Origin of the sequence: Mucilaginibacter sp. OK268 (genome assembly GCF_900103125.1) — a bacterium.
GTDB lineage: Bacteria > Bacteroidota > Bacteroidia > Sphingobacteriales > Sphingobacteriaceae > Mucilaginibacter.
On the sequence record NZ_FNJV01000008.1, the window covers coordinates 320,364 to 342,293 of the forward strand.

Consider the following 21,930-nt stretch of genomic DNA (forward strand, 5'->3'; position numbering starts at 1 on the left):
AAATGGAATACAGAAAATTAGGAAATACAGAGCTGCAATTATCAGCCATTACTTACGGCGCATTTGCCATTGGCGGTAATATGTGGGGCGGTAACGAAGAACAGGAATCGATCAAAGCCGTACAGGCATCTATCGATCATGGCGTTACCACTATTGACACCGCGCCGTTTTATGGCTTTGGTTTAAGCGAAGAGCTGATAGGCAAAGCCGTGGCCGGTTACGATCGCAGTAAAATACAATTGCTTACCAAATTTGGCCTGGTATGGGATCAAAGCAACAACGGAAAAGGCGAGTTCTTTTTTGACGCCGCCGATGATAATGGGAATAAGTTACCGGTTTATAAATATGCTGCTAAAGACAGCATCATCCGCGAGGTGGAAGCCAGCCTGAAACGCCTGGGCACCGACTATATCGACCTGTTGCAAATTCACTGGCCAGATGCCGCCACCCCCATAGCAGAAACCATGGAGACGCTCGAACTGCTCATTAAACAAGGCAAGATAAGGGCGGCAGGTGTGAGCAACTACAGTCTTCAGCAAATGGAAACCGCGCAGCAAAGCATTCAACTGGCATCAAATCAGGTGCCTTACAGCATGCTTAACCGCGCTATTGAACAGGATGTGGTGCCTTATGCTATGGAGAACCATATCGGCATTATCGCTTACAGTCCGCTGGAGCGTGGCCTGCTGACCGGCAAATACAAACCCGATTTTAAACTGAGTGATGATGATCATCGCAACGGCTATTTCAACCAGTTTTCGATAGGGAAAGTAAACCTGTTTTTAGAGGCTATCCGCCCGCTGGCGAAGGAAAAAGGCGCGAGCCTGTCACAACTGGTATTACGTTGGACAACCCTGCAGCCAGGTATCACCGTGGTACTGGCAGGCGCCCGCAACGCCGCCCAGGCCATTGATAACGCTAAAGCGGTTAACTTTACGCTTTTGACAGAGGATCTGGCTTTTGTTAATAAGACATTTGAGGGAATTTTTGGGTAAGGAAAGCGCCCTTCTATCACACGCGTCATTGCGAGGAACGAAGCAATCTCTATGCTATACAGAGCCGACTTTTCTGATCGACCTGCTTGTGTAGAGATTGCTTCGTTCCTCGCAATGACGTGTAAAGAACAGAGAGCCCAAACAAGAGGCTCTACCGCGGCCTATATTTCCCCACGGCGGTTTTCTTAAACTCTGCCACCTCTTCAACAGCATGTTCATTGGCCCAGGTTTCCAGAGCGGACAGTGCGGGCCCCAGGGCCTTTCCTTTTTCAGATATGCGGTAACTCACTTCTGGCGGGAACCCATGTTTTTCTTCTCGGATGATGAGGCCGTCGGCTTCCATTTGTTTTAAATGATCAAGCAATACCTTTTTGGCCACCTTAGGAATGATGCGCCAGAGTTCGGTAAAACGCATTTCGGCATTGTGAAACAAATGATACAGGATGATGGGTTTCCATTTACCCGAAAGTATGTTTAAGGTAACATTAAGACCGCAATGTCTGAACTGATTGTAACTCATGGTAACCAAATAGTGAACTGGTTACTAAAAGGTAACCTTCTTGGGCTTGCTAAATGATAGCCCGATCTTTGAAGCGTCAAATTTAAATGCTTTACCATGAACTTGCAATTATTGCGCCACGCAACCCAGATATTATCTGCCAATGGCAAAACCATCCTCATTGATCCGATGCTGGCCCCCAAAGGCAGCTATGATCCTTTTCCAAATACCGGTAATACTTTAAGAAATCCATTGGTCGATCTCCCTGTTGACGAAAACGAGCTGAAGTTATTGATTGACCGTGTAGATGCCGTACTGCTTACCCATATACACATCGACCATTGGGATATTACCGCCCGGGAACTATTGCCCAAAGATATTACCCTGTTTTGTCAACCTGCCAATACCGAAACGATCCGGGAAGCAGGCTTTACCAATGTTATCCCCGTTAATGACGAATTGGTTTGGGAGGATATCCGCATCAGTCGCACCGGTGGGCAGCACGGAACAGGCGAAATAGGGGAACGCATGGGTACTGTTTCGGGCTATGTGATCAACTATGCCGGCGACAGCATCTATATTGCCGGCGATACCATTTGGTGTCCAGAAGTACAGGATGCGTTAGATAAATATCAACCCGTTCATATCGTACTCAATGGTGGCGCCGCCCGCTTTATAACCGGCGATCCTATTGTAATGGATATAAACGATATCATAACCGTTTGTAATTACGCGCCCAAAGCCTGCGTTTATGTAGTGCATCTGGAAACCGCTAATCACTACACGGAAAACCGTGCCGATATCAAAGCGAATTTAGCAGCGCATAACCTTATACAGCGATGTCATGTACCTGATGATGGCGAGTGGTTTATATAACCCCTCACCGTCATTTGATATTTATTTTTTGCCTCCTGGCCAATTACATACAATTTGCCTTACGCCTGGGTTACCATTTAAAGATCATTAAGTAAAATTTTCTGCATTTGGTGTAGGGGTAAAAGCTCATGTTGGTGTCACAGCCTCAAACAACAACATGGAAAGAGTCCGCGAAACAATTATTGCTTTACTGATGATCTTTTTATTGATAGGAACACTGATCGTCATTTACAGTTTATTGATCTGGCAGGAACTGCCTAAAATACTGACACTGGTTTTACTTTTTTCACTGGTATTACTAAAAAGCTGTATTGCTCATCTGCATCATGATCAAACCACCCGCGAATTAACTTACACTGATATCAGGGCCATTAAATTCTTTTTACTGAGCATACTGAGTGCCTTTTGTGTGGTGATATTTATTTCGTACTTGCTTAACAGTCAGCAGCAGCCAGCCGAACTGGCCTTTGGAACAAGTTTACTGACTATAAAAAAAGCGCTCGACTTTTTGCCCTCCGACTAATTCCCTGTACACAAATGTTTTTTTATTGCTTAAACCTTTTCATCAGATCAGGTGTCATCAGGGGGAGTTTAATTTTATAGCGATAGCCGCCATCAAAAGTATCCTCCTCCTTTAAAAACTCATGGCCTTTTTTGCTTATCCAAAAAGTCTGCGTGTAATGCTTGCCCTGGGAATCGCCTTCGGTAAACAGTTTCCAGCAATCAACCCTATCATTGTTTAAAGTGCTGAGCAAGTCGCTACCGATTACTTTATACAACATGTATGCAGGGGGCTGTAAACCGGCATCATAAAAGTTAATGGCAAAGGTTTTACCAGCTGCCAGTGGCAGCATCTCAAAAGTTTCGATATCCAGGTTCCAGTTAAAATTGGGTTGTGTAAACGCAAGGGAAAAGTTTTTAGCTGTATTATCCTTTACACTGTCGGCCCCGGTAATTTTATCCACGCCCCAGTTATAGGCCTTTGTTTTATTGTTAATGGTTTCTGCATGGTAAAGCGGTGCAAAATCAGCCGTTCTGTTAACCGAATACACCGACCGGTAGGCCAACGTATCGCTGCCAAACCAATGTTGGTTTACGGTAAATACCTCTTCGCCATTACGGTTTTCGATGGAAGTATTACGTATCCAGTACCAGAAACGTAAGTTCTTTTTGTTTTTCAGCATTTGAAAATACACCAGGTATTGGCGGTTGCCCGGTTTCAGTACCTGTGTCATCAGTCGTTTATCAGTCAGTCGTATGGTATCGGCCTGTGCCCATACCGGTTTTAAATTACCCATTAGCGCCCATAGCAAGGCCAAAGTGGTAATAATAAATTTAAAGATGGAGCAGTCGGTTCTCATGATAGTTAATTGTTAAGGTTATTACTATTTAATGATCAAAGCTGTTGTTTATCGATTGTCACTAAAAATCATTTCAACTGGTGTAGGCCTATTTTTAACCATAAGGGGGATACTTTCAACCAAGCTACTATAGACCAAGTAGTTGACTCTCAGAGCCGGTTAGTTGAATAAAGCAAGGTAAGCGTTGAAAAAAAAACAGAACCCCAAAAAACCTTTGTAATTTTAGGCATGATGCAAGTGTTTAAGGGTAAGGCTACAATTACCCAACTCCAGTGGCTGGTCTGGATTTCTGTTTATATTATACTTTTCCTGTCGTTCACCTCTATGGATGGCATTAAGGAAAGTGTGTTTTATACCAACATGTACATTGTTTATTATGTATTGATCATATACGGCAACATCCGATTTCTGTATCCACGTTTTTATGAAACCCGCAGGTATGTTTTGTATGCACTGCTTTCCCTGCTCCTGTTATTCGTTGCAGGCATAGGCCGGGGTTATTTGAGTACCTATTTTTATAACACCTATTTTGCCAAACCCGGACAAACCGAGCCGATAACATTTCCCGCCTTATTGAAATTTGTTTTGGGTGGCGGCTTGATATTCGCGCTCAGCTTTATATTCCGTATCGCTATTGCTTACTTTAAATTAAAGCAGCAAACCGAAGAGATCATGGTACAAAAAAGCCAGGCCGAGCTCAACCTGCTCAAATCGCAGGTACAGCCTCACTTTTTGTTCAATACGCTCAACAATATTTATTATGAGGCTTACCGCGAAGCTCCCCGAACAGCAGCGCTGATAGAGCGCCTATCAGACATTATGCGTTATTTTTTAGATGAAAGCCCGCTAGACGAAGTTTCCATTAATACCGAAGTTAAATTTTTGGAGAATTACCTGGAGCTGGAAAAGATCCGTATCCGTCATGAAGTGCAACTCACCTTCACCAAACAATTTAATACCGATTTGCGTATCCCGCCTATGCTGCTGATGACTTTTGTGGAGAATATTTTTAAGCATGGCATCGATAAATCAAGCCTGGATAATTGCATCAAAATTTCGCTGGTTCAGGAGGATAATTACCTGATGTTTGAAACCGTTAACCGGATCTATGACAAGCCAAAGCAAAACGGGAGCAATGGTTTTGGTATCACTAATTTGCGTAAAAGACTTACCTTGCTTTATCAAAACAATTTTGAACTGGATACCCATAAAAACGAACAATCATTTACGGCTTTTTTAAAGATCCCTTTAGCGTGAATTTAAGTTGTATTATTATTGACGATGAACCCAATGCGGTAAAACTGCTGGAAATGCTGATTGGTCAAACCACGCAATGGCAGCTTTTAACCAAGTGCTACAACGGTTTGGAGGCACTCGCTTTTTTAAAAGAGAACAAAAACAAGGTTGATTTTATATTTTTAGATATCAACATGCCCCATCTGAGCGGGATGGAGCTTGCTGCCCTGTTACCAACCGATACAAAAATTATTTTCACTACAGCCTACTCTGAGTTTGCTGCCGAAAGTTATACTTTTAAAACCATTGATTACCTGCTGAAACCTATTACCCTGAAACGTTTCCTGGCGGCACAGCAAAAAATAGAGTCGTACTTTGGTAAAGCCCCGGCAGCGGTCGCCATGCCTGTACAAGCCGACCAGGAATACTTTTTTGTAAAATCGGGCAAGGTGCTGCGCAAGATCCTGCTGGAACATATCCTGTATTTCGAAGGCGAAAAGGAATACGTGCGGGTAGTGACCCATACCGATCAACTATTGATCTATCGCCGCTTAAAGGATATTGAAGAACAGCTTACAGTACCATTTGTGCGGGTACACAACTCCTATATCGTCAATACCAAACAGCTCAACAAGATCCAGGATAACCACATCTACATTGGCGACAAGCACATCCCCGTGAGCGAAAAGTTTAAGGATGGCTTTATGGCGGTTATTAATCAAAGGATATTTTGAGGGGCAGATTTATTCTCTTACGCGTCATTGCGAGGTACGAAGCAATCCCTAAGCTGTACAGAGAAACATGCTTGGTTGCCCCTGCCTGTGTAGAGATTGCTTCGTACCTCGCAATGACGCGCATATCTACGATACCGTAATCTCGCCCCTTAAATCAAGCTCCATATAATATTTTACCTGGGCCGGATCATCAAACATCCCCAGCAGGTACATCATTTTGGTTACAGCCGATTCAAAGGTCATATCATAGCCATTAGCTACGCCTATATCTTTCAACTGGCGGCTGGTATCGTACCTGCCCAGTTCAACCGTACCTACTTTACATTGCGAAATATCCACGATAACCTTACCGCTGTCAATAGCGCCTTTTAGCAAATCAATAAACCAACTATCTGTAGTTGTATTGCCTGCTCCAAATGTTTCCATTACTATACCCCTTACATCGGAGTTTAGAATAGTCTCCACCACTTTAGTACCAATGCCCGGATATAGCTTTAATACGGCCACATCACTCACCAGGTTATTATGGATAATAAGTTCAGAACCCTCCTGTGGGTGCCGTATATCATTGGCGCTGAAACGCAGGTGAACGCCTGACTCAGCCAGTATAGGGTAGTTAGGTGAACGGAACGCCTCAAACTTGGACGAATTATATTTAAACGCCCGGTTACCACGGAACAGTTTATAATCAAAGTAAATGCAAACCTCTGGTACACGCGCACGGTCGCCTTTTTTTGATTTGGCAATCTCAATGGCCGTCATTAGGTTTTCCTTGGCATCGGTGCGTATAGCGCTTATAGGCAGTTGTGAACCGGTAAATATGATGGGTTTACCCAGGTTTTCGAGCATAAAGCTTAAGGCCGATGCGGTATAGGCCATCGTATCGGAACCATGCAATATCACAAAGCCATCGTTATCGTGGTAGTTTGACAGGATGATGCCAGCCAGTTCGCTCCAGATAGCCGGGTTCATGTTTGATGAATCAATGATCTCATCAAAAGAGTGAACCTTAATTTTGCAGTTTAATTTTTCAAGTTCCGGAACATTATCCATGATATGCTCAAAGTCGATAGGTTTTAAAACTTTGGTCACAGGATCGGTCATCATTCCAATTGTCCCTCCGGTATAGATGATCAGTATCTGGCTCATGAAATATTAGTATGCTGTATAAAATTCAATAAATAATTTTGTTAAATACCAAATAGCCTTTTTGAATTTTCGGTGGTTGTATCGGCCACTTTATCCAGGGGTATTTGATGCAGCTCCGCCACCTTTTGTGCAATGTAGATCAGGTATGAACTTTCATTAGGCTTGCCGCGGAACGGAACGGGTGTAAGGTACGGAGAATCTGTTTCTAAAACTATATGTTTCAAGTCAATTTCGGCTACAACTTTATCCAAACCCGAATTTTTGTAGGTAACCACCCCGCCTATACCCAGGTAAAAGCCCAAAGCCGTTACCTTTTGGGCCTGCTCCAGCGTGCCGGTAAAGCAGTGGAATACACCACGCAGGTTTTCGTCCTGCTCCTGTTGCAGCACCTCGTATACCTCATTAAAGGCATCACGGCAATGGATAACGATAGGGAGTTTAAGACTTTTTGCCCAGTTGATCTGTTGACGAAAAGCTTCTATCTGCTCATTCAGTGTGGTTTTATCCCAGTACAGATCGATACCGATCTCGCCGATGGCTACAATTTTATGTTGCTGATGAGCTTCCCGAATATCGTTAAGTTCCTGTTGCCAGTTTTCTTTTACCGAGCAGGGGTGTAAACCCAGCATCGGAAAGCATTGGCCGGGATAAGCCTGCACCAGGTCAAACACCATTGGCACGGATTCCCTGTCTACATTGGGTAAAAACAGGCGGCTGATGTCATTGCTCAAGCAGCGATCCATTAAGGCCGTACGCTTATCGGCAATGGTTTCGTAATATAAGTGGGTGTGCGTGTCGGTTAGTACCATAATGCAAAAATAAAAAAGCCTTCTGTTTTTTGGCAGAAGGCTTTTTTATTAATTTGTCTTTTTAGTGAGCGTTTTTTTGTAAACCCGTTTTTTAGCCGGGCTAACTACACCGGTTTTAGCCGGGGCATGTTTGCCTGGTTTAACCTGTACCAATTCTATATCAAATATCAATGTGCTGTATGGTGGTATATCCTGACCGGCGCCCCTATCGCCATAAGCCAGGGTCGATGGAATGATAAATTTAGCTTTTGATCCTTCGTTCAGTAACAGCAAGCCTTCGTCCCAACCAGGTATTACCTGCTGCTGGCCAAGCACTACGCTTATCGGCTTATATTCACGACCTGGTTGATCCAGACCCGCGCTTTTAGCATCGGCTGCAATGCTTGAGTCAAATACTTTTCCATTTAATATACGCCCGGTATAATTTACCAGTACCGTATCGCCAGCTAAGGGTTTGCGTTTTACTGATGGCTTGGTAACCACATATCTTAAACCAGAGCCAGTTGGTATCGCGTTTATCTTATTGGCAGCTAAATAACTGTTGGCCGCTGTTAGTTCTTTATCTTTTAGTTTTTGTCCTTCAGTATTCTTCTCAACAATAGCTTCATTCAACGATTGGATCTTTTCTATCTTAATAACAAAGGTTAAATAACTGCCTTTCGGAAAAAACGGAGGACGGGCCTCTTCATGTCCTTTAAAAACAGAGTCGGTAGGTACTTTAACCAGGGCGCTGTCTTTAGCGGCCAGCAAAGGGAATACCTCCATCAGGTCACCTACGTTTTGTGATGCTTGTATTTGCGCCTGTACCGGCTTACCGGATTTATAGGTACTGAACAATAGCGAATCTTTATCCGTAGTTTGGATAAAGTTAAAGGTGATCACGTCGTTCTGTTTTGCTTTTACACCAGTGTTGCTGGTAAATATCTTATACAAGGCACCATTGGCAGTCTTTTTCAGATCGGTTACTTGCGCCTTTACGCTTATGGTAAATAAGGCAATCAGGGGCAGAATGAAATAAATAGCACGTTTCATATTAACAAAAAAAAGCCTTTTTGCCCGCGGGCAAAAAGGCTGTGTTCAATTTCTTTTAATTATTTAGTTGGTGGCGGTGTTAATTGCGGTACAACCGGTTTTGGAGCGTTAGGATTTGGTTTAACTACATCAACCATTTCCATTTCAAACACCAATGGAGAGTATGGACCGATTGGGCCAATTCCCTGATCTTTATAAGCAATGTCAGATGGAATGATGAATATGGCTTTTGCTCCTTTGTTTAACAATTGCAAGCCTTCGTCCCAACCTGGTATTACTTTGGCCTGGCCAACAGGGATACGGATAGGTGCAAACTGACGCATTGGATCAACAGGTATTTTTGCTTTAAGAGCTTCTGCTTTAATGCTGGTATCAAATACTTTACCGCTAACCATTTTACCGGTATAATTTACTACCGCGGTGTCGCCAACTGCTGGTTTTTCGCCAGTACCAGGAGTGGTAATAATGTATTGCAAGCCAGAAGCTGTTTTGGTCAATGTAAGGTTATGATCAGCAATATATTTTTTGATCTTGGCTGGTTCCTGTGCTTTTAAAGCATCGCCTTGTGATTTGATATAATCCATTACACGGCCACGGAACACCTGCTCATTAAGAGCGCCTTTAGCTATCACTTTTTCAACTTTAACTACAAACACCAGATATTTGCTTTTAAAGCCCGGAGGACGTTGCTGACCACCTTTAAATATCGAATCGGAAGCTATTTTAAAAGTAGCGCTATCACCTTCGCCCAGTAAACCAATACCTGCTACCACATCACCTTTGGCTTGTGGTTTTGGCATAGCCATTCTTGTAGGCTGGCCGCTTTCATAAGTACTGTTTAGCACAGAGTCGCCATCGGTTTTTACCACCATGTTAAGGCTTATAAAGTCGCCTTCTTTAATTTTGGCTCCACCTTTAGAAGTGTGAATATTATAAAGCAAGCCGCCATCGCCCTGCTTAAATCCACCGTTGCAACTTGCTAAACCTATAGCCGCAAGAGACAAGAACATCAATTTTCTTTTCATTTTTACTGTTTTACTGTATTAATAGTTTTTTATATTCTGGTAATATTAGTTTAAACTGTTGTATAACCTGTTCAAGGCTGTCTTCAGAATGACCGCCGGCCGCATTACGATGACCGCCACCACTAAAGTATTTCTTAACGATCTCATTAGCCGGAAATTCTCCTTTGGAGCGCAGCGAAAGTTTTACCTTATCGCGTCGTTCTACAATAAATGCTGCCAGGCGTATACTCGCCATGGATAAAGCATAATTCACAATTCCTTCGGTATCTCCGGTATCAACGTCATATTTCTCAAGATCGTCTTTACTAACTGCAATAATAGCAGTATTATATTCGGGCAGCACTTCCAAACAATTGGCCAGGCAATGCCCCAGGAACCTGAGCCGGCCTTCTGACGCGCTATTGTAAACCAGCTCATGTATGCGCCAGTTAACCGCGCCCGCGTCAATCAGATCGGCTACTATACGATGTACGGTTGAGGTAGTATTGGGTAACCTGAATGATGCCGAATCTGTCATGATGCCGGTATACAGACAAGTAGCTACATCTTTATTAATTAATTCAGGATGTTTCAGCTCATTCACAATAAAATCATAAATAAGCTGGGCGGTAGCACAGGCGTTGATGTTCCAATGGCGGTAATCATCAAAATCTTCGGGCTCCAGGTGATGGTCGATCATGATCTTGTAGGCACTGCTTGCACCTACCAGCTCACCCATTTGATTGATCCTGCCCAAGGCATTAAAATCCAGACAGAACACGATATCGGCATCAGCAATGAGCGTTGCCGATTGTTCCTGATGCTCGGTATAAATAATAACCTCCTCGTTACCAGGCATCCAACTCAAAAAATCGGGATAATCTGTAGGGGTGATCACCTTAGCATGATGGCCCTGCTGTATCAGATAATTATATAAACCTAAGGACGAGCCCATCGCATCACCATCAGGTTTATGATGGGTAGTGATCACTATTTTTTGAGGCTGTGCTAAAAGTTCTTTAAGCGAGGCTAAATCTAACATCAATTTTAAAAAAGAGTTGCAAAGCTAAATAAATAAATTAAATACAAACCATCTAATTTAATTCAAAACGCTTTATGTTACAGATGTAAAAACCTATTTTTGCGCCAATTTTAAAAAGCAATAATGAAACCATATAGTATCAGGTAATTAGTATCAAGTATCAGGACAGTTTCTAAAAGTGACATTAATAGGTTACAAGAAATCTTGATACTTGATACTAATTACTTGATACTAATTAATTAAAACAAACCATTTCAATGAAAACCAACAGAACTTTTACCATGATAAAGCCCGATGCGGTAGCAAACGGCCACATTGGTGCGATTATAGACAAGATCACAAAGAGTGGATTCAAGATCATCGCTCTTAAATATACTTCATTAAGCCCCGAAAAAGCAGGCCAGTTTTATGAAGTGCATAAAGAACGTCCTTTTTATAGCGCCCTGGTTAACTTCATGTCATCAGGCCCGATCGTAGCCGCTATATTGGAGAAAGACAACGCTATTGAAGATTTCCGTAAACTGATCGGCGCTACCGATCCGGCTAAGGCAGAAGAAGGTACCATCCGTAACCTGTTCGCTAAATCAATTGACGCGAACGCTGTTCACGGATCTGATTCTGATGAAAACGCTGATATTGAAGGCAACTTCTTCTTTTCGGCTTTCGAAAAGTTTTAGTTGTACATAGCACATAGCTACAGTATGACTGCATTTGTAAAAAATAACATCCTGCGAAGGCAATCATAATTATAGGCTACCCTGGTAAAAAAATTCCCGGAAGTACCTTCGCAGGAAAGTTATTTAATTAACAAAGGCAAAGACCGTGCTAGTAATGCTCACATTACTGAATGTGGCATGCCCCTCGGAGGTGGTAACAGATTGCCCATTGAACGTAAAAGTATGCGTTCCGGGTGCGGAAATATACATGTTTACATAATAGGTGCCGGCCGTGAGGGGGCCATAGGAAGAACCGCCAGGGCCAAAGTAAGAGCTAATATTAGTAGGCCCATACAGGTAAATGGAGCCATTATAGCTGGTGTTATTACCCAAATTTAAACCAATACTAAAAAATTTATTGATGTGGATGTGTTTTTTTGCCTGAGTATTTTGCAAGGGTAATAAGGCAAATGAACAGACTACGAGCAGTCGAATGAGTGTTTTCATAACAGTGATTTTTAGGTTTGGGGATAGCTTTAAATTATCCAGGCTGGTTTAAGGTTTAATAACACAAATATAAAAAACCTTGGCATAAATGTCTAAAAAACATGTAAAATCTAAATCTTCACAGCAAATGCGGAAATCAAAGGCAATTTCTTCTTTTCGGCTTTCGAAAGATTTTAACTTTTAGATAACTTACCAGTGTAATTCAGTTAATTACACCGGTAAATGTTATTTTCTTGTTTTAGTTTGGTATATGTTTTGTAGATTTACCCAACAGGGTTAATATTACATTTTTATAGAGTTTATCCTGGATTAATAAACCCGGTAATTTTTAAAGCTATACTGTATGAAACTATTTCTGAAATGTATCATATACCTCTTACTCATCGTGTGCCTGGCAGCAGCTTCTATTCTGTTATATAAAGCCCACCCCGAGGTTCAGCTGGCTTTTATCATTCCAGGCATATTCATTTTTGCCTACTCCATGATCAGTGATGATATTAGTGTAAAGCATAGGCTTCGTTTTTCTAAAGAAAAATAACTTCCTCAACCAGTATCCCGTTTGCTTTTTCGTTTATCTTATCCATGATCTGGGCGCGCATCATCATGAGCTCGTTTTTGATCACCGATGATTCGATACGCAGAAACAATTTTTTATCGCGGATAAATAACTCTTTGGTACGGTTGGCCACAGGTTTACCTACCAACTCGGGCCAGGCGGCCACTACAGCAGTTTCGTCAAAGCGGCGTTTAATTTTATAAACGTTCAGCATTTGGTCAATAGCATCCTTTAACGATTTGTCATTTGCTTTACGCATCAATTACCCCTCCTGTTACTTTAAATAGTTTTACGTCTACGTTTATTCGCTGAAAAATGTCCTGTACGCGATTTACGCTTGTATCGGTGATAAATACTTGTCCAAAATCATTATTGGATACCATTTTCATCAACTTGGTAACGCGTTCATCATCCAGCTTATCAAAAATATCATCCAGCAGCAGCAAAGGCTTAAACCCTTTTTGCTGATATAAAAAAGTATACTGCGCCAACTTAAGCGCTATTAAAAACGACTTTTGCTGCCCCTGTGATCCAAATTTTTTCATTGACATACCATGGATGCCAAATTGCAGATCGTCCTTATGTATGCCCACGGTGGTACGCTCCAGCGCCCGGTCGCGCTCCACATTCTTTTTTAACAAAGCCGCGAAATCATCCTGTAGCAGTTGCGATTCATAAACCAATTCAACACGCTCGGCCCCATCACTTAAAAAACTATAATGACTGTTAAAAATAACGGTAAAACTTTCCATAAAAGCTTTACGTCTTTCAAATATACGGTTGCCGGAACCCGTAAGCTGCTCATCGAGTACTTCCAGCAAGCTGGGGTCATAACGGCCGGTATCAGCAATCAATTTTAACAGCGCGTTGCGGTTAGCCAGCACCTTATTATAGGTAATGAGCTCATCCAGGTAATGATTATCGGTTTGCGATATTACATTATCAACAAATTTTCGGCGCTCTTCGCTCCCTTCGGTAATAATACTGGTATCGTATGGGGAGATCATCACCAGCGGTAGTAACCCTATGTGATCGGCCAGGCGCTGATAGTCCTTTTTATTCCGTTTAAACTGTTTTTTCTGGTTACGTTTAACAGAACAAGCCACCGCTTCAGTTTGTTTATTTTTATTAAAAACACCGGTGATAATAAAAAAATCCTCGTCTTGCTTTATCTGCTGGCTATCTATCGGGTTAAAATAACTTTTACATAACGACAGGTAATGAATAGCATCTAACAGGTTGGTTTTGCCGGCTCCATTGTTACCGGTAAAGGCATTCACCCCCGCGCTAAACACAAGCTCGGCCTCCTGGTAATTTTTAAAATTGATAACTGACAGTTGCTGCAAATACATAACGGGGAGGCAAATTTAGTTAGAATTGTTCATTAGTTCAGTAGTTCATTGCTTCATTATTTTGTCTGAACCATGATTTGCCTGATTTGGGGATTACTACGAAAAAAACAGGAGAATCCTTTGATTGCATAATCATGGTTCAGAAAAAATAACAACTTAAATAACCCATTATTCCCCAATAATCTTTGGTATAATTGGGCGTAAAATCATCTCCATAAAGATTTAATACAAAAGCTATTGCCAGAAATTTTGAAAACCGTAACTTTGCACACTTAATTTTAGAACAACAATGTCAAAAACCCAGGCGAACACCAAAGCTGCATCACCAGAAAATAATTTTGGACAAAGCGGAAATTTCGTGCGCGAGAATCAAAAAAGCCTATTATTTATAGGTGGGGCCATCATTGCCCTTATTGCTATTTATCTTTTATATCTGAAATTATATTTAGGTCCGCGCGAAGTTCAGGCTGCCGACCAAATGCACGTTGCGCAGGATTTTTGGGCCAAAAAAGATTGGGACAAAGCCATTAAAGGCGATGCCAGCTATCCGGGTTTTGAAAAGATCATTACCGAGTACAGCAATACCAAGGCCGCTAACCTGGCTTATTTTTACTTAGGCACCGCTTATTTAAACAAAGGCGAATACCGTAAAGCGCTTGATAACCTGAACAACTATCGCGGCGACGACAGCATGGTAGCTGCCGAAGCATTGGGTAGTGCCGGTGATGCTTATGTAGAACTAAAAGACTATGATAAAGCAGCCTCATCATTTAACAAAGCTGTTGATAAAGCGAAAAACAAATTTTTATCGCCTCTTTACTTAAAGAAATTAGGCTTGGTTTACGAAGAACAAAAAGATAACAAATCAGCCACCGAGGCTTACAAAAGGATAAAAACAGAATATCCTGAAAGTGCCGAAGCGCAAAATATTGACGAGTATATAGCTCGTACCGAAGCGAAACTTTAATTGTTTAAAGGTTGCAATGTTTAAAGGTTGTAATGTTACGAGAGCTGAATCTCCCGTAATTTTATAACCTTTAAGCGTTTAAAAGGAGTACGTTCTTAACCTTAAAACTTTTCAACTTTTTAACTTTACAACAAAATGGCTACACAGCTTAAAAACCTATCAGATTTTTCAAATACCGAGATCCCATCAGCAAAGCCATACCGCTTTGGTATTGTTGTAGCCGAATGGAATGCCGAAATTACCAATGCCCTTTACCAGGGTGCCTATCAAAGCCTGGTAAATAATGGCGCCCTGCCCGAAAACATTGTAGTATACCCGGTACCCGGCAGCTTTGAGCTTACATCAGGCGCCGACTTGTTGTTAAAAAAAGGCGGACTGGAAGCGGTGATATGCCTGGGTTGTGTGATACAAGGCGAAACCCGTCATTTTGATTTTATTTGTAATGCTGTGGCAAATGGTGTAAGTAATGTTGCCATAAAATATTCAAAACCTGTTATATTTGGTGTATTAACCACTGATAACCAACAGCAGGCTATTGACCGTGCCGGTGGCAAACATGGTAACAAAGGTGATGAGGCTGCTATTACAGCTATAAAAATGGCCCATCTTGCCGAAACATTAAACAACTGATCAACGTAAAAACCTGTATCAATTAATACGATGAAAAAAATTATTTACATAGCGTTTATAGCCCTGGTAGTTGGTTGCACGATCTCGTCATGCTCCAATAAACTATGCCCAGCTTATGGTTCATATCCTAAAAGCCGTCGTTAACAGGCAATTGTCATTTTTTATTTTCATTTAAAGCTATAGGAAGTTTTTTGCGTTATTTTGTGTTTTAATAACACTTATAGCACTGTACACTATATCATTATCTTTATGAATTGGATTTCGTTGGAGTCGGTAGATCAATTGAATAGCATTAAACAACACCAGGGCTACAGTCTGATATTTAAACATAGCACCCGCTGTTCCATCAGCATGATGGCTAAAAAACGTTTTGAGTTGGACTGGGAAGATCTTCCCGAAGACATGCCCCTTTATTTTTTAGATCTCATCAGTTATCGTGATCTGTCAAAACAAGTGGCCGAAATTTTCCAGGTACACCATGAATCACCGCAGCTGCTGCTGATCAAAGATGGTGAATGTGTACTCGATCAATCTCACGGAGAGATCTCGGTTGACGAAGCCCTGTCGGTTTTAAACTAGCAGTTTCTTAGTATATACCCCACTCGTCATTGCGAGGTACAAAGCAATCCCTACATAAGCAGGTTAACTATGTACGTTTGCTCTGTACAATATAGAGATTGCTTCGTACCTCGCAATGACGTAGGTTTTTATTCTTGTTTCCTGATTCTTATCTCTTGATTCTGATCCCCCTATTATAATTTATTCGTAAAACTTGTACTATAGCCCATAAAGGGTTATTTGGTTTTTAATTACATTTGTACCATGATTGATTTGCCGGTAATTCCTGCTGTTAGCCAACAACCCCAACGCAAGCCAGATTGGCTTAGGGTAAAGCTGCCTATTGGAAAAGAGTATACACATGTACGCAGTTTGGTTGATGAACATAAGCTGCACACCATATGCGAGAGTGGTAATTGCCCTAATATGGGTGAGTGCTGGGGAGCCGGCACAGCTACCTTCATGATACTGGGTAATATTTGTACCCGTTCCTGCTCGTTTTGCGCCGTAGCAACCGGCAGGCCATTAGCCGTTGATATAGACGAGCCTAACCGCGTAGCTACTTCGGTAAAACTAATGCAGGTAAAACACTGCGTGATCACTTCTGTTGATCGTGACGACCTGAAAGACGGCGGATCCATTATCTGGGCCGAAACTATCAACGCTATACGCCGCGAAAGCCCCGATACTACATTAGAAACTTTATTGCCCGATTTCAGGGGTAACTGGGATAACCTGGCACGCGTGCTGGAAACCCGCCCTGAGGTAGTCTCACATAACCTGGAAACCGTACGCCGCTTGACCAAAGAGGTTCGCATCCAGGCTAAGTATGATCGTAGCTTGGAGGCTTTAAAACACGTATCAGAAGCCGGTTTACGAACCAAATCGGGCATTATGCTGGGTTTAGGCGAAACCGAAGACGATATTTTAGAAGCCATGGACGATTTGCTGGCGGCCGGTGTACACATACTTACTTTAGGCCAATACTTACAGCCAACACGCAACCATCACCCGGTGATTGACTGGATCCATCCCGATCAGTTTGCCCGGTTAAAACAATTTGGATTAGATAAAGGTTTCAAATACGTAGAGAGCGGACCACTGGTACGTTCATCCTATCATGCAGAAAAGCATCTGTTTGATATGTGATAATTCCTTTATATATTCACACTGTTGAGTAAGAAACATAAAATATCGCTGACCGAGGAGCAGTTGGTTTTTTCATTGAGAAATCATGAGAAAATTGCTATTGAAGCGTTATATGATATGTATTCTGCTGTATTGTTCGGCGTAATTTCACGCATTGTTGTCGACACCGCCATTGCCGAAGATGTTTTACAGGAAACTTTTGTAAAAATCTGGCACTCCTTCTCCAGCTATAGCACCGAAAAAGGCCGCCTGTTTACCTGGATGGTAAATATCGCGCGCAACCTGGCTATAGATAAAATCAGATCAAAGGATTTTAAGAACCAGAATAAAAACCAGGAACTTGAAAATACCGTAAATTCCATTGACGAGCAAAGGAGCACGGTTTACAAGCCTGAGTTGATGGGTGTTAAAGATCTGGTTGATACATTAAAGCCTGAACAAAAATCAATAATCGATCTGGTGTATTTTAAAGGTTACACGCATGTGGAAGCTGCTGATGAATTAGGCGTTCCGCTGGGTACCATTAAAACGCGGTTACGAATGGGTATACAGCAACTCAGAAAACATTTTAATTGAAGTAGTGGAAGATATAAGAGCATATATAGAAACAGGGATACTGGAACTTTACGTTCTGGGGGATGTAACCCCCAACGAAAAGTTGCAAGTGGAAGAGATGGCCCAAAAACATCCTGCCGTAAAAGCGGAACTGGATGAAATTGAGCGCTCCCTGGAACTGTACGCTCAGGAAAATGCTGTTGAACCTTCAGAAAATTTACGTGGCCGGGTAATGGGCAGTATCCTTACCAATTTAGGCGACGATAATAACTTCCCCGAAAAGCCACACCCCGTTAACCATAAGTTGGTGGAATTAACTGCACGCAAGGAAAACAACTTTTATAAATATGCCTTTGCTGCCAGTTTGGCTTTGTTGGTAGCCAGTACCATTGCTTTGGTGAGCGTTTACTCGCGCCTCAAAAACTCTAACGATCAGTTGGAGGCTATGCAATTGCAAAATCAACATTTTAGTAACCGCGTAAATTTAATGGACAGGGAACTGGGCATTTTCCGCGACCCATCTTTTAAATTATTGAAACTACAGGGAACAGCTAAAACCCCGGCATCAGTAGTAATGTTGGCATTTAGCCCTTCCAAGAAAAAAGTAATGATCGACATGGGCAATGTTAAACTGCCCGAGAACGATAAAGATCATCAATACCAGCTTTGGGCATTAGTTGGCGGCAAACCGGTTGACCTGGGTGTTTTTGATGCCAAAAATGATTCGACCGGTATGAAAGAGATGAAGTCGATAGCGCTTGCCGATGCTTTTGCCGTAACCCTTGAGCCAAAAGGCGGCAGTGTTAACCCTACCATGGATCAAATGATGGTTCTGGGTAAATTCTGATCCTCGCTATCCTCCCATTTTATTGCATTTATCATACTATGGCTCCCGTAGTCCATTCCCTATTCCCGATAGTTTTAACAAATTTTAACACAGTTTATACCCCAATTAAGGCTATTTTAAGCTATTTTTGGAAACAAACCAGTACCTTATCATGTTATTTAACAATTATTTAACCGAAATCCACACAAAATATTTGTTTTTTTGTAACTATTAGGGTAGTTGATGCGTCTTATGTATAGTTAGATCGAAAAACCTAATGAATATCATAAATCTAACGCCATAAATTTGAGTATTTAGTTCTTTATAAGATCAGTTAATAGTTAATCAAAAACGGTTGTATCAATACTTGCAACCGTTTTTTTTATGCTATTAATTTGGCCATGGTGATTGGCAATTGCGCGGTGAGCTTACCCGGCAAAACCACATTCAACCTATTAGGCAAGGCCAATTCATCGCCGGCTTTGCCGTGTACATAAATACCAATAAGGCAGGCTTGCAAGGGAGCATATTTTTGAGCCAACAATGCGGTAATGATGCCGGTTAACACATCACCCATACCACCCGACGCCATAGCCGCATTACCCGATGAATTAAAGTAAGCCCGCCCCTCCGGCGATAAGGTTATGGTATAATCATTCTTTAAAACGATATGGATATTCAGCTTTTTAGCCTGCTGCATACCTGTTTGCAACCGCTGCCACCAGTTTTTATGCTCGCCAAACAAACGATCAAACTCTTTCATGTGAGGTGTTAGCACGCTTCCTTCCGGTAATTTTTTCAATAAGTCGGGATGTTCTGCCAACAAATTAAGCGCGTCGGCATCCACAACTATGGGCTTTTTATAGTTTTTGATCAATGCCGATAACAATTGAAGGGCATCATCAGCTTTGCCCAGGCCAGGTCCAATGGCTATCGAACTAAATTTATCCCATTCAATTTCGGGCAGTTCATTTTCATTGCGCACAATGGCCATAATTTCGGGCAGATAGCTATTGAGGGCGATGAGTCCGCTTTCGGGTACGCAGGCAGTAGTAAGCCCCGCACCGGCATGAGCAGCGGCCGAAGCGCTCAGCAGGGCCGCTCCCATGGTTTTGGTCTGCCCGGCTATGATAAGGGCATGACCGTAAGTCCCTTTATTACTAAAATGTCGCCGAGGTTTCAGTCCGGCTTTTACATCCTTTTCCTCTATAAACTGGTAAGGTGAGTTTATGGATCGTACATACCCCTCGTCAATGCCGATATTTACCGTTTCCCAGCAATGAATATAAGGGGCCGATTCTGGCAGCAAAAAATTGATCCTTGGTTGCTGAAAGCTGATCACCAGATCGGCTTCAATAGCTATGGCCTCCGGTTGTATCTCTCCGTCGCAGAAAAGCCCTGTGGGCACATCAACAGCCACAACCGTTTTGTTTAGGGCATTGATATGTTTAACCAATCGCTCATAATCGCCGGTAAGCGGTTTATTTAAACCGCTTCCTAAAAGGGCGTCGATAATGATGGTGCTGCTTTCCTCAGGTAGATCGTCGCCTTTATTTATTTCCGTTACCGGGATATCAATTTGCTTTAAACGCTCCAGGTTTATATCAAAATCGGCAGAGGTTTTATCACTACAACGCACAATCTTTACGGTCAGTTTTTTATAATGATGCTGATGGAGTATGCGTGCAATAGCCAACCCGTCGCCGCCATTATTGCCTGTGCCACAGTAAAAACTGATCGATTGTTTTTTATCCGGAAAATGATTGATGAACCAGCCCACAAATGCTTTAGAAGCCCGCTCCATCAGATCAACAGAAGAGATGGGCTCATGAGCTATAGTATAGGCATCAGCCTGGCGTACTTGTTCGGCAATTAATAAAGGCAGCATATTATTCTAAAGTAAGGAATAATATGTTTTGTTTTTGTAAAGTTCCTAATGCGCAAAACTAAACTTCCCCATCAGCACAGCGAGGTTATTACCAATGGTCATCGGTTCACCACACAAGGCCTCGTTACCCAGCAAGGCAAATAGTATGGCTTCCTTGGCATCGGGATCGATTCCCAGGCTGCCGGTATCGGCAATTTGGGTATCGGCCAATGCCTGTTTTAAATAATTAATTACAAAAGGATTTCGGGCACCACCGCCGCTTATAAATACATGCAGATCATGGGCCTTGATATTTGTCCGGATAAAATGTTCAATAGCTACCGCGGTAAACATGCTTAAGGTACTTACCAGGTCCTCGTTTTTAATGTGTTCTGTACCTGTACGTAACTGAGCCTGCTCCACATAAGCCAAACCAAATAATTCCGGACCCGTGGTTTTTGGAGCCGCTTCCTCAAAAAAAGCATGATTGAGCAATGCCCTGAGCAGGTCTTCATTTACTTTACCACCATAGGCAATAGCCGAATCTTTGTCATACGCCGTATTAAAAAATTTACGACAAGCCGCATCGATCAGCGTGTTTCCAGGACCGATATCTGTGCATAAGATTTGATTGGCATCGCCATTGGCAGGCAGATAGGTGAGATTGGCTATCCCTCCTATATTCAATAGTATCCGGTTTTCGCCGGGTTTACTGCCCAACAGCACGTCGCCATATAAAGCCAAAGGCGCACCTTCGCCACCTGCGGCGATATGTTTCTGCCTGAAATCACTGATGGTTAATATCCCGGTTTTTACCGCCAGATGATCACCATCACCTATTTGCAGGGTGGCATTTGGGTAGTTGGCCCGATGGTGCAGCCGCTGAGGCGCATGGTAAATGGTTTGCCCGTGACTGGCTATAAAATCAACCGTACCTGCATCTACACCCCAACCGGCCAATGCTTCCAAAACCAGTTGGCCATGATAGTTACCTATAAAAGCATTCAGTAAAGTTACCTGCTCCAGGTCGGCCGTTTTGCGGGCAAAAACCTGTTGCACTTCGTCCTTAAAACTTTGCAGATAAGGTATGGTTATAAATTGCAATAGCTCGAACTGGGTTTGCAGACCGCTGCCGGTAAAACTGCACAGGGCGATGTCGAGCCCATCCAGCGAAGTACCCGACATGAGACCAATACCCAATTTTTTATTTTTTTGGGCGATATTGAACAGCTGCTGCAGATTTTGATTAAACGGTAACATGGCTTTAAATTACGATTTGTTGCGGGGCTTTGCAAAAGTTAAATTAATAAAAGGCCTCACCCCGACCCTTCTTCAAAAGAGAGGGCTTAACACAAACGTTTGCGAATCAAAGTCCTCTCCTTTGGAGAGGATTTACACTAAATTAATAGCTGCACTACATAAATATCTGATATATTTGTTTTGGAACAAGCATATAAACTTATTAATACTGATACATGGCCCGATTAAATTTATTGGAAGAGACCCGGTACGAGAAGCTGCCGGTAAGCGTTTATGGTACCCAGCAACAAGCCTCGGTAGCGGTGGCTGC

25 protein-coding genes and 1 pseudogene are annotated in these 21,930 nt (G+C 42.3%); 14 read left to right on the plus strand and 12 right to left on the minus strand.

The features are described 5' to 3' along the window. Positions 1–2: 2 nt before the first annotated feature. On the plus strand, positions 3–995 hold the full coding sequence (locus BLR84_RS23130; RefSeq protein ID WP_090472625.1) for an aldo/keto reductase: 993 nt from the start codon (positions 3–5) through the stop codon (positions 993–995). 151 nt (positions 996–1,146) lie between these two features. Here BLR84_RS23130 and BLR84_RS23135 read toward each other — a convergent pair whose 3' ends face one another. Continuing rightward, on the minus strand, positions 1,147–1,515 hold the full coding sequence (locus BLR84_RS23135) for a winged helix-turn-helix transcriptional regulator (RefSeq protein ID WP_090472626.1): 369 nt from the start codon (positions 1,513–1,515) through the stop codon (positions 1,147–1,149). Between the two features lie 96 nt (positions 1,516–1,611). On the opposite strand from BLR84_RS23135, the gene BLR84_RS23140 reads away from it, so the two are divergent. Together BLR84_RS23140 and BLR84_RS23145 are read left to right on the plus strand one after the other, a co-directional pair. Beyond that, entirely contained in the window at positions 1,612–2,370 is a 759-nt protein-coding gene (locus BLR84_RS23140) for an MBL fold metallo-hydrolase (RefSeq protein WP_090472627.1), read from the plus strand. Between the two features lie 157 nt (positions 2,371–2,527). Continuing rightward, positions 2,528–2,893: a hypothetical protein gene (locus BLR84_RS23145; RefSeq protein WP_143013976.1), complete on the plus strand. Its 366-nt coding sequence runs from the start codon at positions 2,528–2,530 to the stop codon at positions 2,891–2,893. Positions 2,894–2,915: 22 nt separating this feature from the next. On the opposite strand, the gene BLR84_RS23150 is transcribed toward BLR84_RS23145, so the two are convergent. Continuing rightward, positions 2,916–3,731 (minus strand): DUF3108 domain-containing protein, encoded by an 816-nt coding sequence (locus tag BLR84_RS23150; protein WP_090472629.1) that lies wholly within the window; start codon positions 3,729–3,731, stop codon positions 2,916–2,918. 228 nt (positions 3,732–3,959) lie between these two features. Between BLR84_RS23150 and BLR84_RS23155 the strand changes: the two genes are divergently transcribed. After that, complete coding sequence (locus BLR84_RS23155) at positions 3,960–4,988, plus strand: sensor histidine kinase (RefSeq protein WP_090472630.1); 1,029 nt, start codon at positions 3,960–3,962, stop codon at positions 4,986–4,988. Beyond that, positions 4,985–5,701, plus strand: coding sequence for a LytR/AlgR family response regulator transcription factor (locus tag BLR84_RS23160; protein ID WP_090472631.1), 717 nt, complete (start codon positions 4,985–4,987; stop codon positions 5,699–5,701). The genes BLR84_RS23155 and BLR84_RS23160 overlap by 4 nt, the downstream gene beginning before the upstream one ends. A gap of 126 nt (positions 5,702–5,827) precedes the next feature. Here the strand turns inward: BLR84_RS23160 and BLR84_RS23165 are convergent, their stop codons facing one another. Genes BLR84_RS23165 through BLR84_RS23185 form a run of 5 tightly spaced genes read right to left on the minus strand, consistent with a single transcriptional unit; the run spans position 5,828 to position 10,737 of the window. Beyond that, positions 5,828–6,850 (minus strand): asparaginase, encoded by a 1,023-nt coding sequence (locus BLR84_RS23165; RefSeq protein ID WP_090472632.1) that lies wholly within the window; start codon positions 6,848–6,850, stop codon positions 5,828–5,830. A gap of 41 nt (positions 6,851–6,891) precedes the next feature. After that, complete coding sequence (locus BLR84_RS23170; RefSeq protein WP_090472633.1) at positions 6,892–7,659, minus strand: TatD family hydrolase; 768 nt, start codon at positions 7,657–7,659, stop codon at positions 6,892–6,894. Between the two features lie 48 nt (positions 7,660–7,707). Next, entirely contained in the window at positions 7,708–8,691 is a 984-nt protein-coding gene (locus BLR84_RS23175; protein WP_090472634.1) for an FKBP-type peptidyl-prolyl cis-trans isomerase, read from the minus strand. Positions 8,692–8,750: 59 nt separating this feature from the next. Beyond that, complete coding sequence (locus tag BLR84_RS23180; protein WP_090472635.1) at positions 8,751–9,716, minus strand: FKBP-type peptidyl-prolyl cis-trans isomerase; 966 nt, start codon at positions 9,714–9,716, stop codon at positions 8,751–8,753. 10 nt (positions 9,717–9,726) lie between these two features. Further along, the gene (locus tag BLR84_RS23185; RefSeq protein ID WP_090472636.1) at positions 9,727–10,737 is read right to left on the minus strand and encodes a DHH family phosphoesterase; all 1,011 of its coding nucleotides are present in this window, start codon (positions 10,735–10,737) and stop codon (positions 9,727–9,729) included. Between the two features lie 257 nt (positions 10,738–10,994). Here BLR84_RS23185 and BLR84_RS23190 point away from each other — a divergent pair, with 257 nt between their 5' ends. Continuing rightward, positions 10,995–11,414 (plus strand): nucleoside-diphosphate kinase, encoded by a 420-nt coding sequence (locus BLR84_RS23190; protein ID WP_090472637.1) that lies wholly within the window; start codon positions 10,995–10,997, stop codon positions 11,412–11,414. Positions 11,415–11,537: 123 nt separating this feature from the next. On the opposite strand, the gene BLR84_RS23195 is transcribed toward BLR84_RS23190, so the two are convergent. Continuing rightward, positions 11,538–11,900, minus strand: a complete 363-nt coding sequence (locus BLR84_RS23195; RefSeq protein ID WP_143013977.1) for a hypothetical protein — start codon at positions 11,898–11,900, stop codon at positions 11,538–11,540. 343 nt (positions 11,901–12,243) lie between these two features. Here BLR84_RS23195 and BLR84_RS23200 point away from each other — a divergent pair, with 343 nt between their 5' ends. Next, positions 12,244–12,438, plus strand: a complete 195-nt coding sequence (locus BLR84_RS23200; RefSeq protein ID WP_090472639.1) for a hypothetical protein — start codon at positions 12,244–12,246, stop codon at positions 12,436–12,438. On the opposite strand, the gene BLR84_RS23205 is transcribed toward BLR84_RS23200, so the two are convergent. Beyond that, positions 12,425–12,715, minus strand: coding sequence for a DciA family protein (locus BLR84_RS23205; RefSeq protein ID WP_076376360.1), 291 nt, complete (start codon positions 12,713–12,715; stop codon positions 12,425–12,427). The genes BLR84_RS23200 and BLR84_RS23205 overlap by 14 nt on opposite strands. Continuing rightward, on the minus strand, positions 12,708–13,808 hold the full coding sequence (locus BLR84_RS23210; RefSeq protein WP_090472640.1) for a DNA replication/repair protein RecF: 1,101 nt from the start codon (positions 13,806–13,808) through the stop codon (positions 12,708–12,710). The genes BLR84_RS23205 and BLR84_RS23210 overlap by 8 nt, the downstream gene beginning before the upstream one ends. Before the next feature lie 289 nt (positions 13,809–14,097). Here BLR84_RS23210 and BLR84_RS23215 point away from each other — a divergent pair, with 289 nt between their 5' ends. The 6 genes from BLR84_RS23215 (at position 14,098) to BLR84_RS23240 (ending at position 18,514) form a co-directional block, all read left to right on the plus strand. Beyond that, positions 14,098–14,775 carry a tetratricopeptide repeat protein gene (locus tag BLR84_RS23215; protein ID WP_090472641.1) on the plus strand — a complete coding sequence of 226 codons (678 nt, stop codon included), beginning with the start codon at positions 14,098–14,100 and terminating at the stop codon, positions 14,773–14,775. A gap of 135 nt (positions 14,776–14,910) precedes the next feature. Beyond that, complete coding sequence (gene ribH, locus BLR84_RS23220; protein WP_090472642.1) at positions 14,911–15,405, plus strand: 6,7-dimethyl-8-ribityllumazine synthase; 495 nt, start codon at positions 14,911–14,913, stop codon at positions 15,403–15,405. Between the two features lie 249 nt (positions 15,406–15,654). After that, positions 15,655–15,984: a bacillithiol system redox-active protein YtxJ gene (ytxJ, locus tag BLR84_RS23225; RefSeq protein ID WP_090472643.1), complete on the plus strand. Its 330-nt coding sequence runs from the start codon at positions 15,655–15,657 to the stop codon at positions 15,982–15,984. A 243-nt stretch (positions 15,985–16,227) separates the two neighbouring features. Continuing rightward, positions 16,228–17,112 (plus strand): lipoyl synthase, encoded by an 885-nt coding sequence (gene lipA, locus BLR84_RS23230; protein WP_090472644.1) that lies wholly within the window; start codon positions 16,228–16,230, stop codon positions 17,110–17,112. A gap of 24 nt (positions 17,113–17,136) precedes the next feature. Next, positions 17,137–17,688, plus strand: a complete 552-nt coding sequence (locus tag BLR84_RS23235; RefSeq protein ID WP_090472645.1) for an RNA polymerase sigma factor — start codon at positions 17,137–17,139, stop codon at positions 17,686–17,688. Between the two features lie 4 nt (positions 17,689–17,692). Further along, complete coding sequence (locus BLR84_RS23240; RefSeq protein WP_090472646.1) at positions 17,693–18,514, plus strand: anti-sigma factor; 822 nt, start codon at positions 17,693–17,695, stop codon at positions 18,512–18,514. Between the two features lie 361 nt (positions 18,515–18,875). Here BLR84_RS23240 and BLR84_RS23245 read toward each other — a convergent pair whose 3' ends face one another. After that, positions 18,876–20,381: an NAD(P)H-hydrate dehydratase gene (locus BLR84_RS23245; RefSeq protein ID WP_090472647.1), complete on the minus strand. Its 1,506-nt coding sequence runs from the start codon at positions 20,379–20,381 to the stop codon at positions 18,876–18,878. Between the two features lie 45 nt (positions 20,382–20,426). After that, on the minus strand, positions 20,427–21,620 hold the full coding sequence (locus tag BLR84_RS23250) for an anhydro-N-acetylmuramic acid kinase (RefSeq protein WP_090472648.1): 1,194 nt from the start codon (positions 21,618–21,620) through the stop codon (positions 20,427–20,429). Positions 21,621–21,835: 215 nt separating this feature from the next. Here BLR84_RS23250 and BLR84_RS30635 point away from each other — a divergent pair. Next, positions 21,836–21,930: pseudogene (locus tag BLR84_RS30635) on the plus strand (glucosamine-6-phosphate deaminase); the annotation flags it as partial.

What these genes read in the sequence shown, in the direction of transcription:
- BLR84_RS23175 (WP_090472634.1), bottom strand. Translation starts at nt 8,691, where the DNA reads ATGAAACGTGCTATTTATTTCATTCTGCCCCTGATTGCCTTATTTACC.
- BLR84_RS23205 (WP_076376360.1), bottom strand. Translation starts at nt 12,715, where the DNA reads ATGCGTAAAGCAAATGACAAATCGTTAAAGGATGCTATTGACCAAATG.
- BLR84_RS23250 (WP_090472648.1), bottom strand. Translation starts at nt 21,620, where the DNA reads ATGTTACCGTTTAATCAAAATCTGCAGCAGCTGTTCAATATCGCCCAA.
- BLR84_RS23180 (WP_090472635.1), bottom strand. Translation starts at nt 9,716, where the DNA reads ATGAAAAGAAAATTGATGTTCTTGTCTCTTGCGGCTATAGGTTTAGCA.
- BLR84_RS23155 (WP_090472630.1), top strand. Translation starts at nt 3,960, where the DNA reads ATGATGCAAGTGTTTAAGGGTAAGGCTACAATTACCCAACTCCAGTGG.
- BLR84_RS23140 (WP_090472627.1), top strand. Translation starts at nt 1,612, where the DNA reads ATGAACTTGCAATTATTGCGCCACGCAACCCAGATATTATCTGCCAAT.
- BLR84_RS23190 (WP_090472637.1), top strand. Translation starts at nt 10,995, where the DNA reads ATGAAAACCAACAGAACTTTTACCATGATAAAGCCCGATGCGGTAGCA.
- BLR84_RS23245 (WP_090472647.1), bottom strand. Translation starts at nt 20,381, where the DNA reads ATGCTGCCTTTATTAATTGCCGAACAAGTACGCCAGGCTGATGCCTAT.
- BLR84_RS23145 (WP_143013976.1), top strand. Translation starts at nt 2,528, where the DNA reads ATGGAAAGAGTCCGCGAAACAATTATTGCTTTACTGATGATCTTTTTA.
- BLR84_RS23135 (WP_090472626.1), bottom strand. Translation starts at nt 1,515, where the DNA reads ATGAGTTACAATCAGTTCAGACATTGCGGTCTTAATGTTACCTTAAAC.
- BLR84_RS23165 (WP_090472632.1), bottom strand. Translation starts at nt 6,850, where the DNA reads ATGAGCCAGATACTGATCATCTATACCGGAGGGACAATTGGAATGATG.
- BLR84_RS23195 (WP_143013977.1), bottom strand. Translation starts at nt 11,900, where the DNA reads ATGAAAACACTCATTCGACTGCTCGTAGTCTGTTCATTTGCCTTATTA.
- ytxJ (WP_090472643.1), top strand. Translation starts at nt 15,655, where the DNA reads ATGAATTGGATTTCGTTGGAGTCGGTAGATCAATTGAATAGCATTAAA.
- BLR84_RS23185 (WP_090472636.1), bottom strand. Translation starts at nt 10,737, where the DNA reads ATGTTAGATTTAGCCTCGCTTAAAGAACTTTTAGCACAGCCTCAAAAA.
- BLR84_RS23170 (WP_090472633.1), bottom strand. Translation starts at nt 7,659, where the DNA reads ATGGTACTAACCGACACGCACACCCACTTATATTACGAAACCATTGCC.
- BLR84_RS23200 (WP_090472639.1), top strand. Translation starts at nt 12,244, where the DNA reads ATGAAACTATTTCTGAAATGTATCATATACCTCTTACTCATCGTGTGC.
- ribH (WP_090472642.1), top strand. Translation starts at nt 14,911, where the DNA reads ATGGCTACACAGCTTAAAAACCTATCAGATTTTTCAAATACCGAGATC.
- BLR84_RS23130 (WP_090472625.1), top strand. Translation starts at nt 3, where the DNA reads ATGGAATACAGAAAATTAGGAAATACAGAGCTGCAATTATCAGCCATT.
- BLR84_RS23215 (WP_090472641.1), top strand. Translation starts at nt 14,098, where the DNA reads ATGTCAAAAACCCAGGCGAACACCAAAGCTGCATCACCAGAAAATAAT.
- lipA (WP_090472644.1), top strand. Translation starts at nt 16,228, where the DNA reads ATGATTGATTTGCCGGTAATTCCTGCTGTTAGCCAACAACCCCAACGC.
- BLR84_RS23150 (WP_090472629.1), bottom strand. Translation starts at nt 3,731, where the DNA reads ATGAGAACCGACTGCTCCATCTTTAAATTTATTATTACCACTTTGGCC.
- BLR84_RS23210 (WP_090472640.1), bottom strand. Translation starts at nt 13,808, where the DNA reads ATGTATTTGCAGCAACTGTCAGTTATCAATTTTAAAAATTACCAGGAG.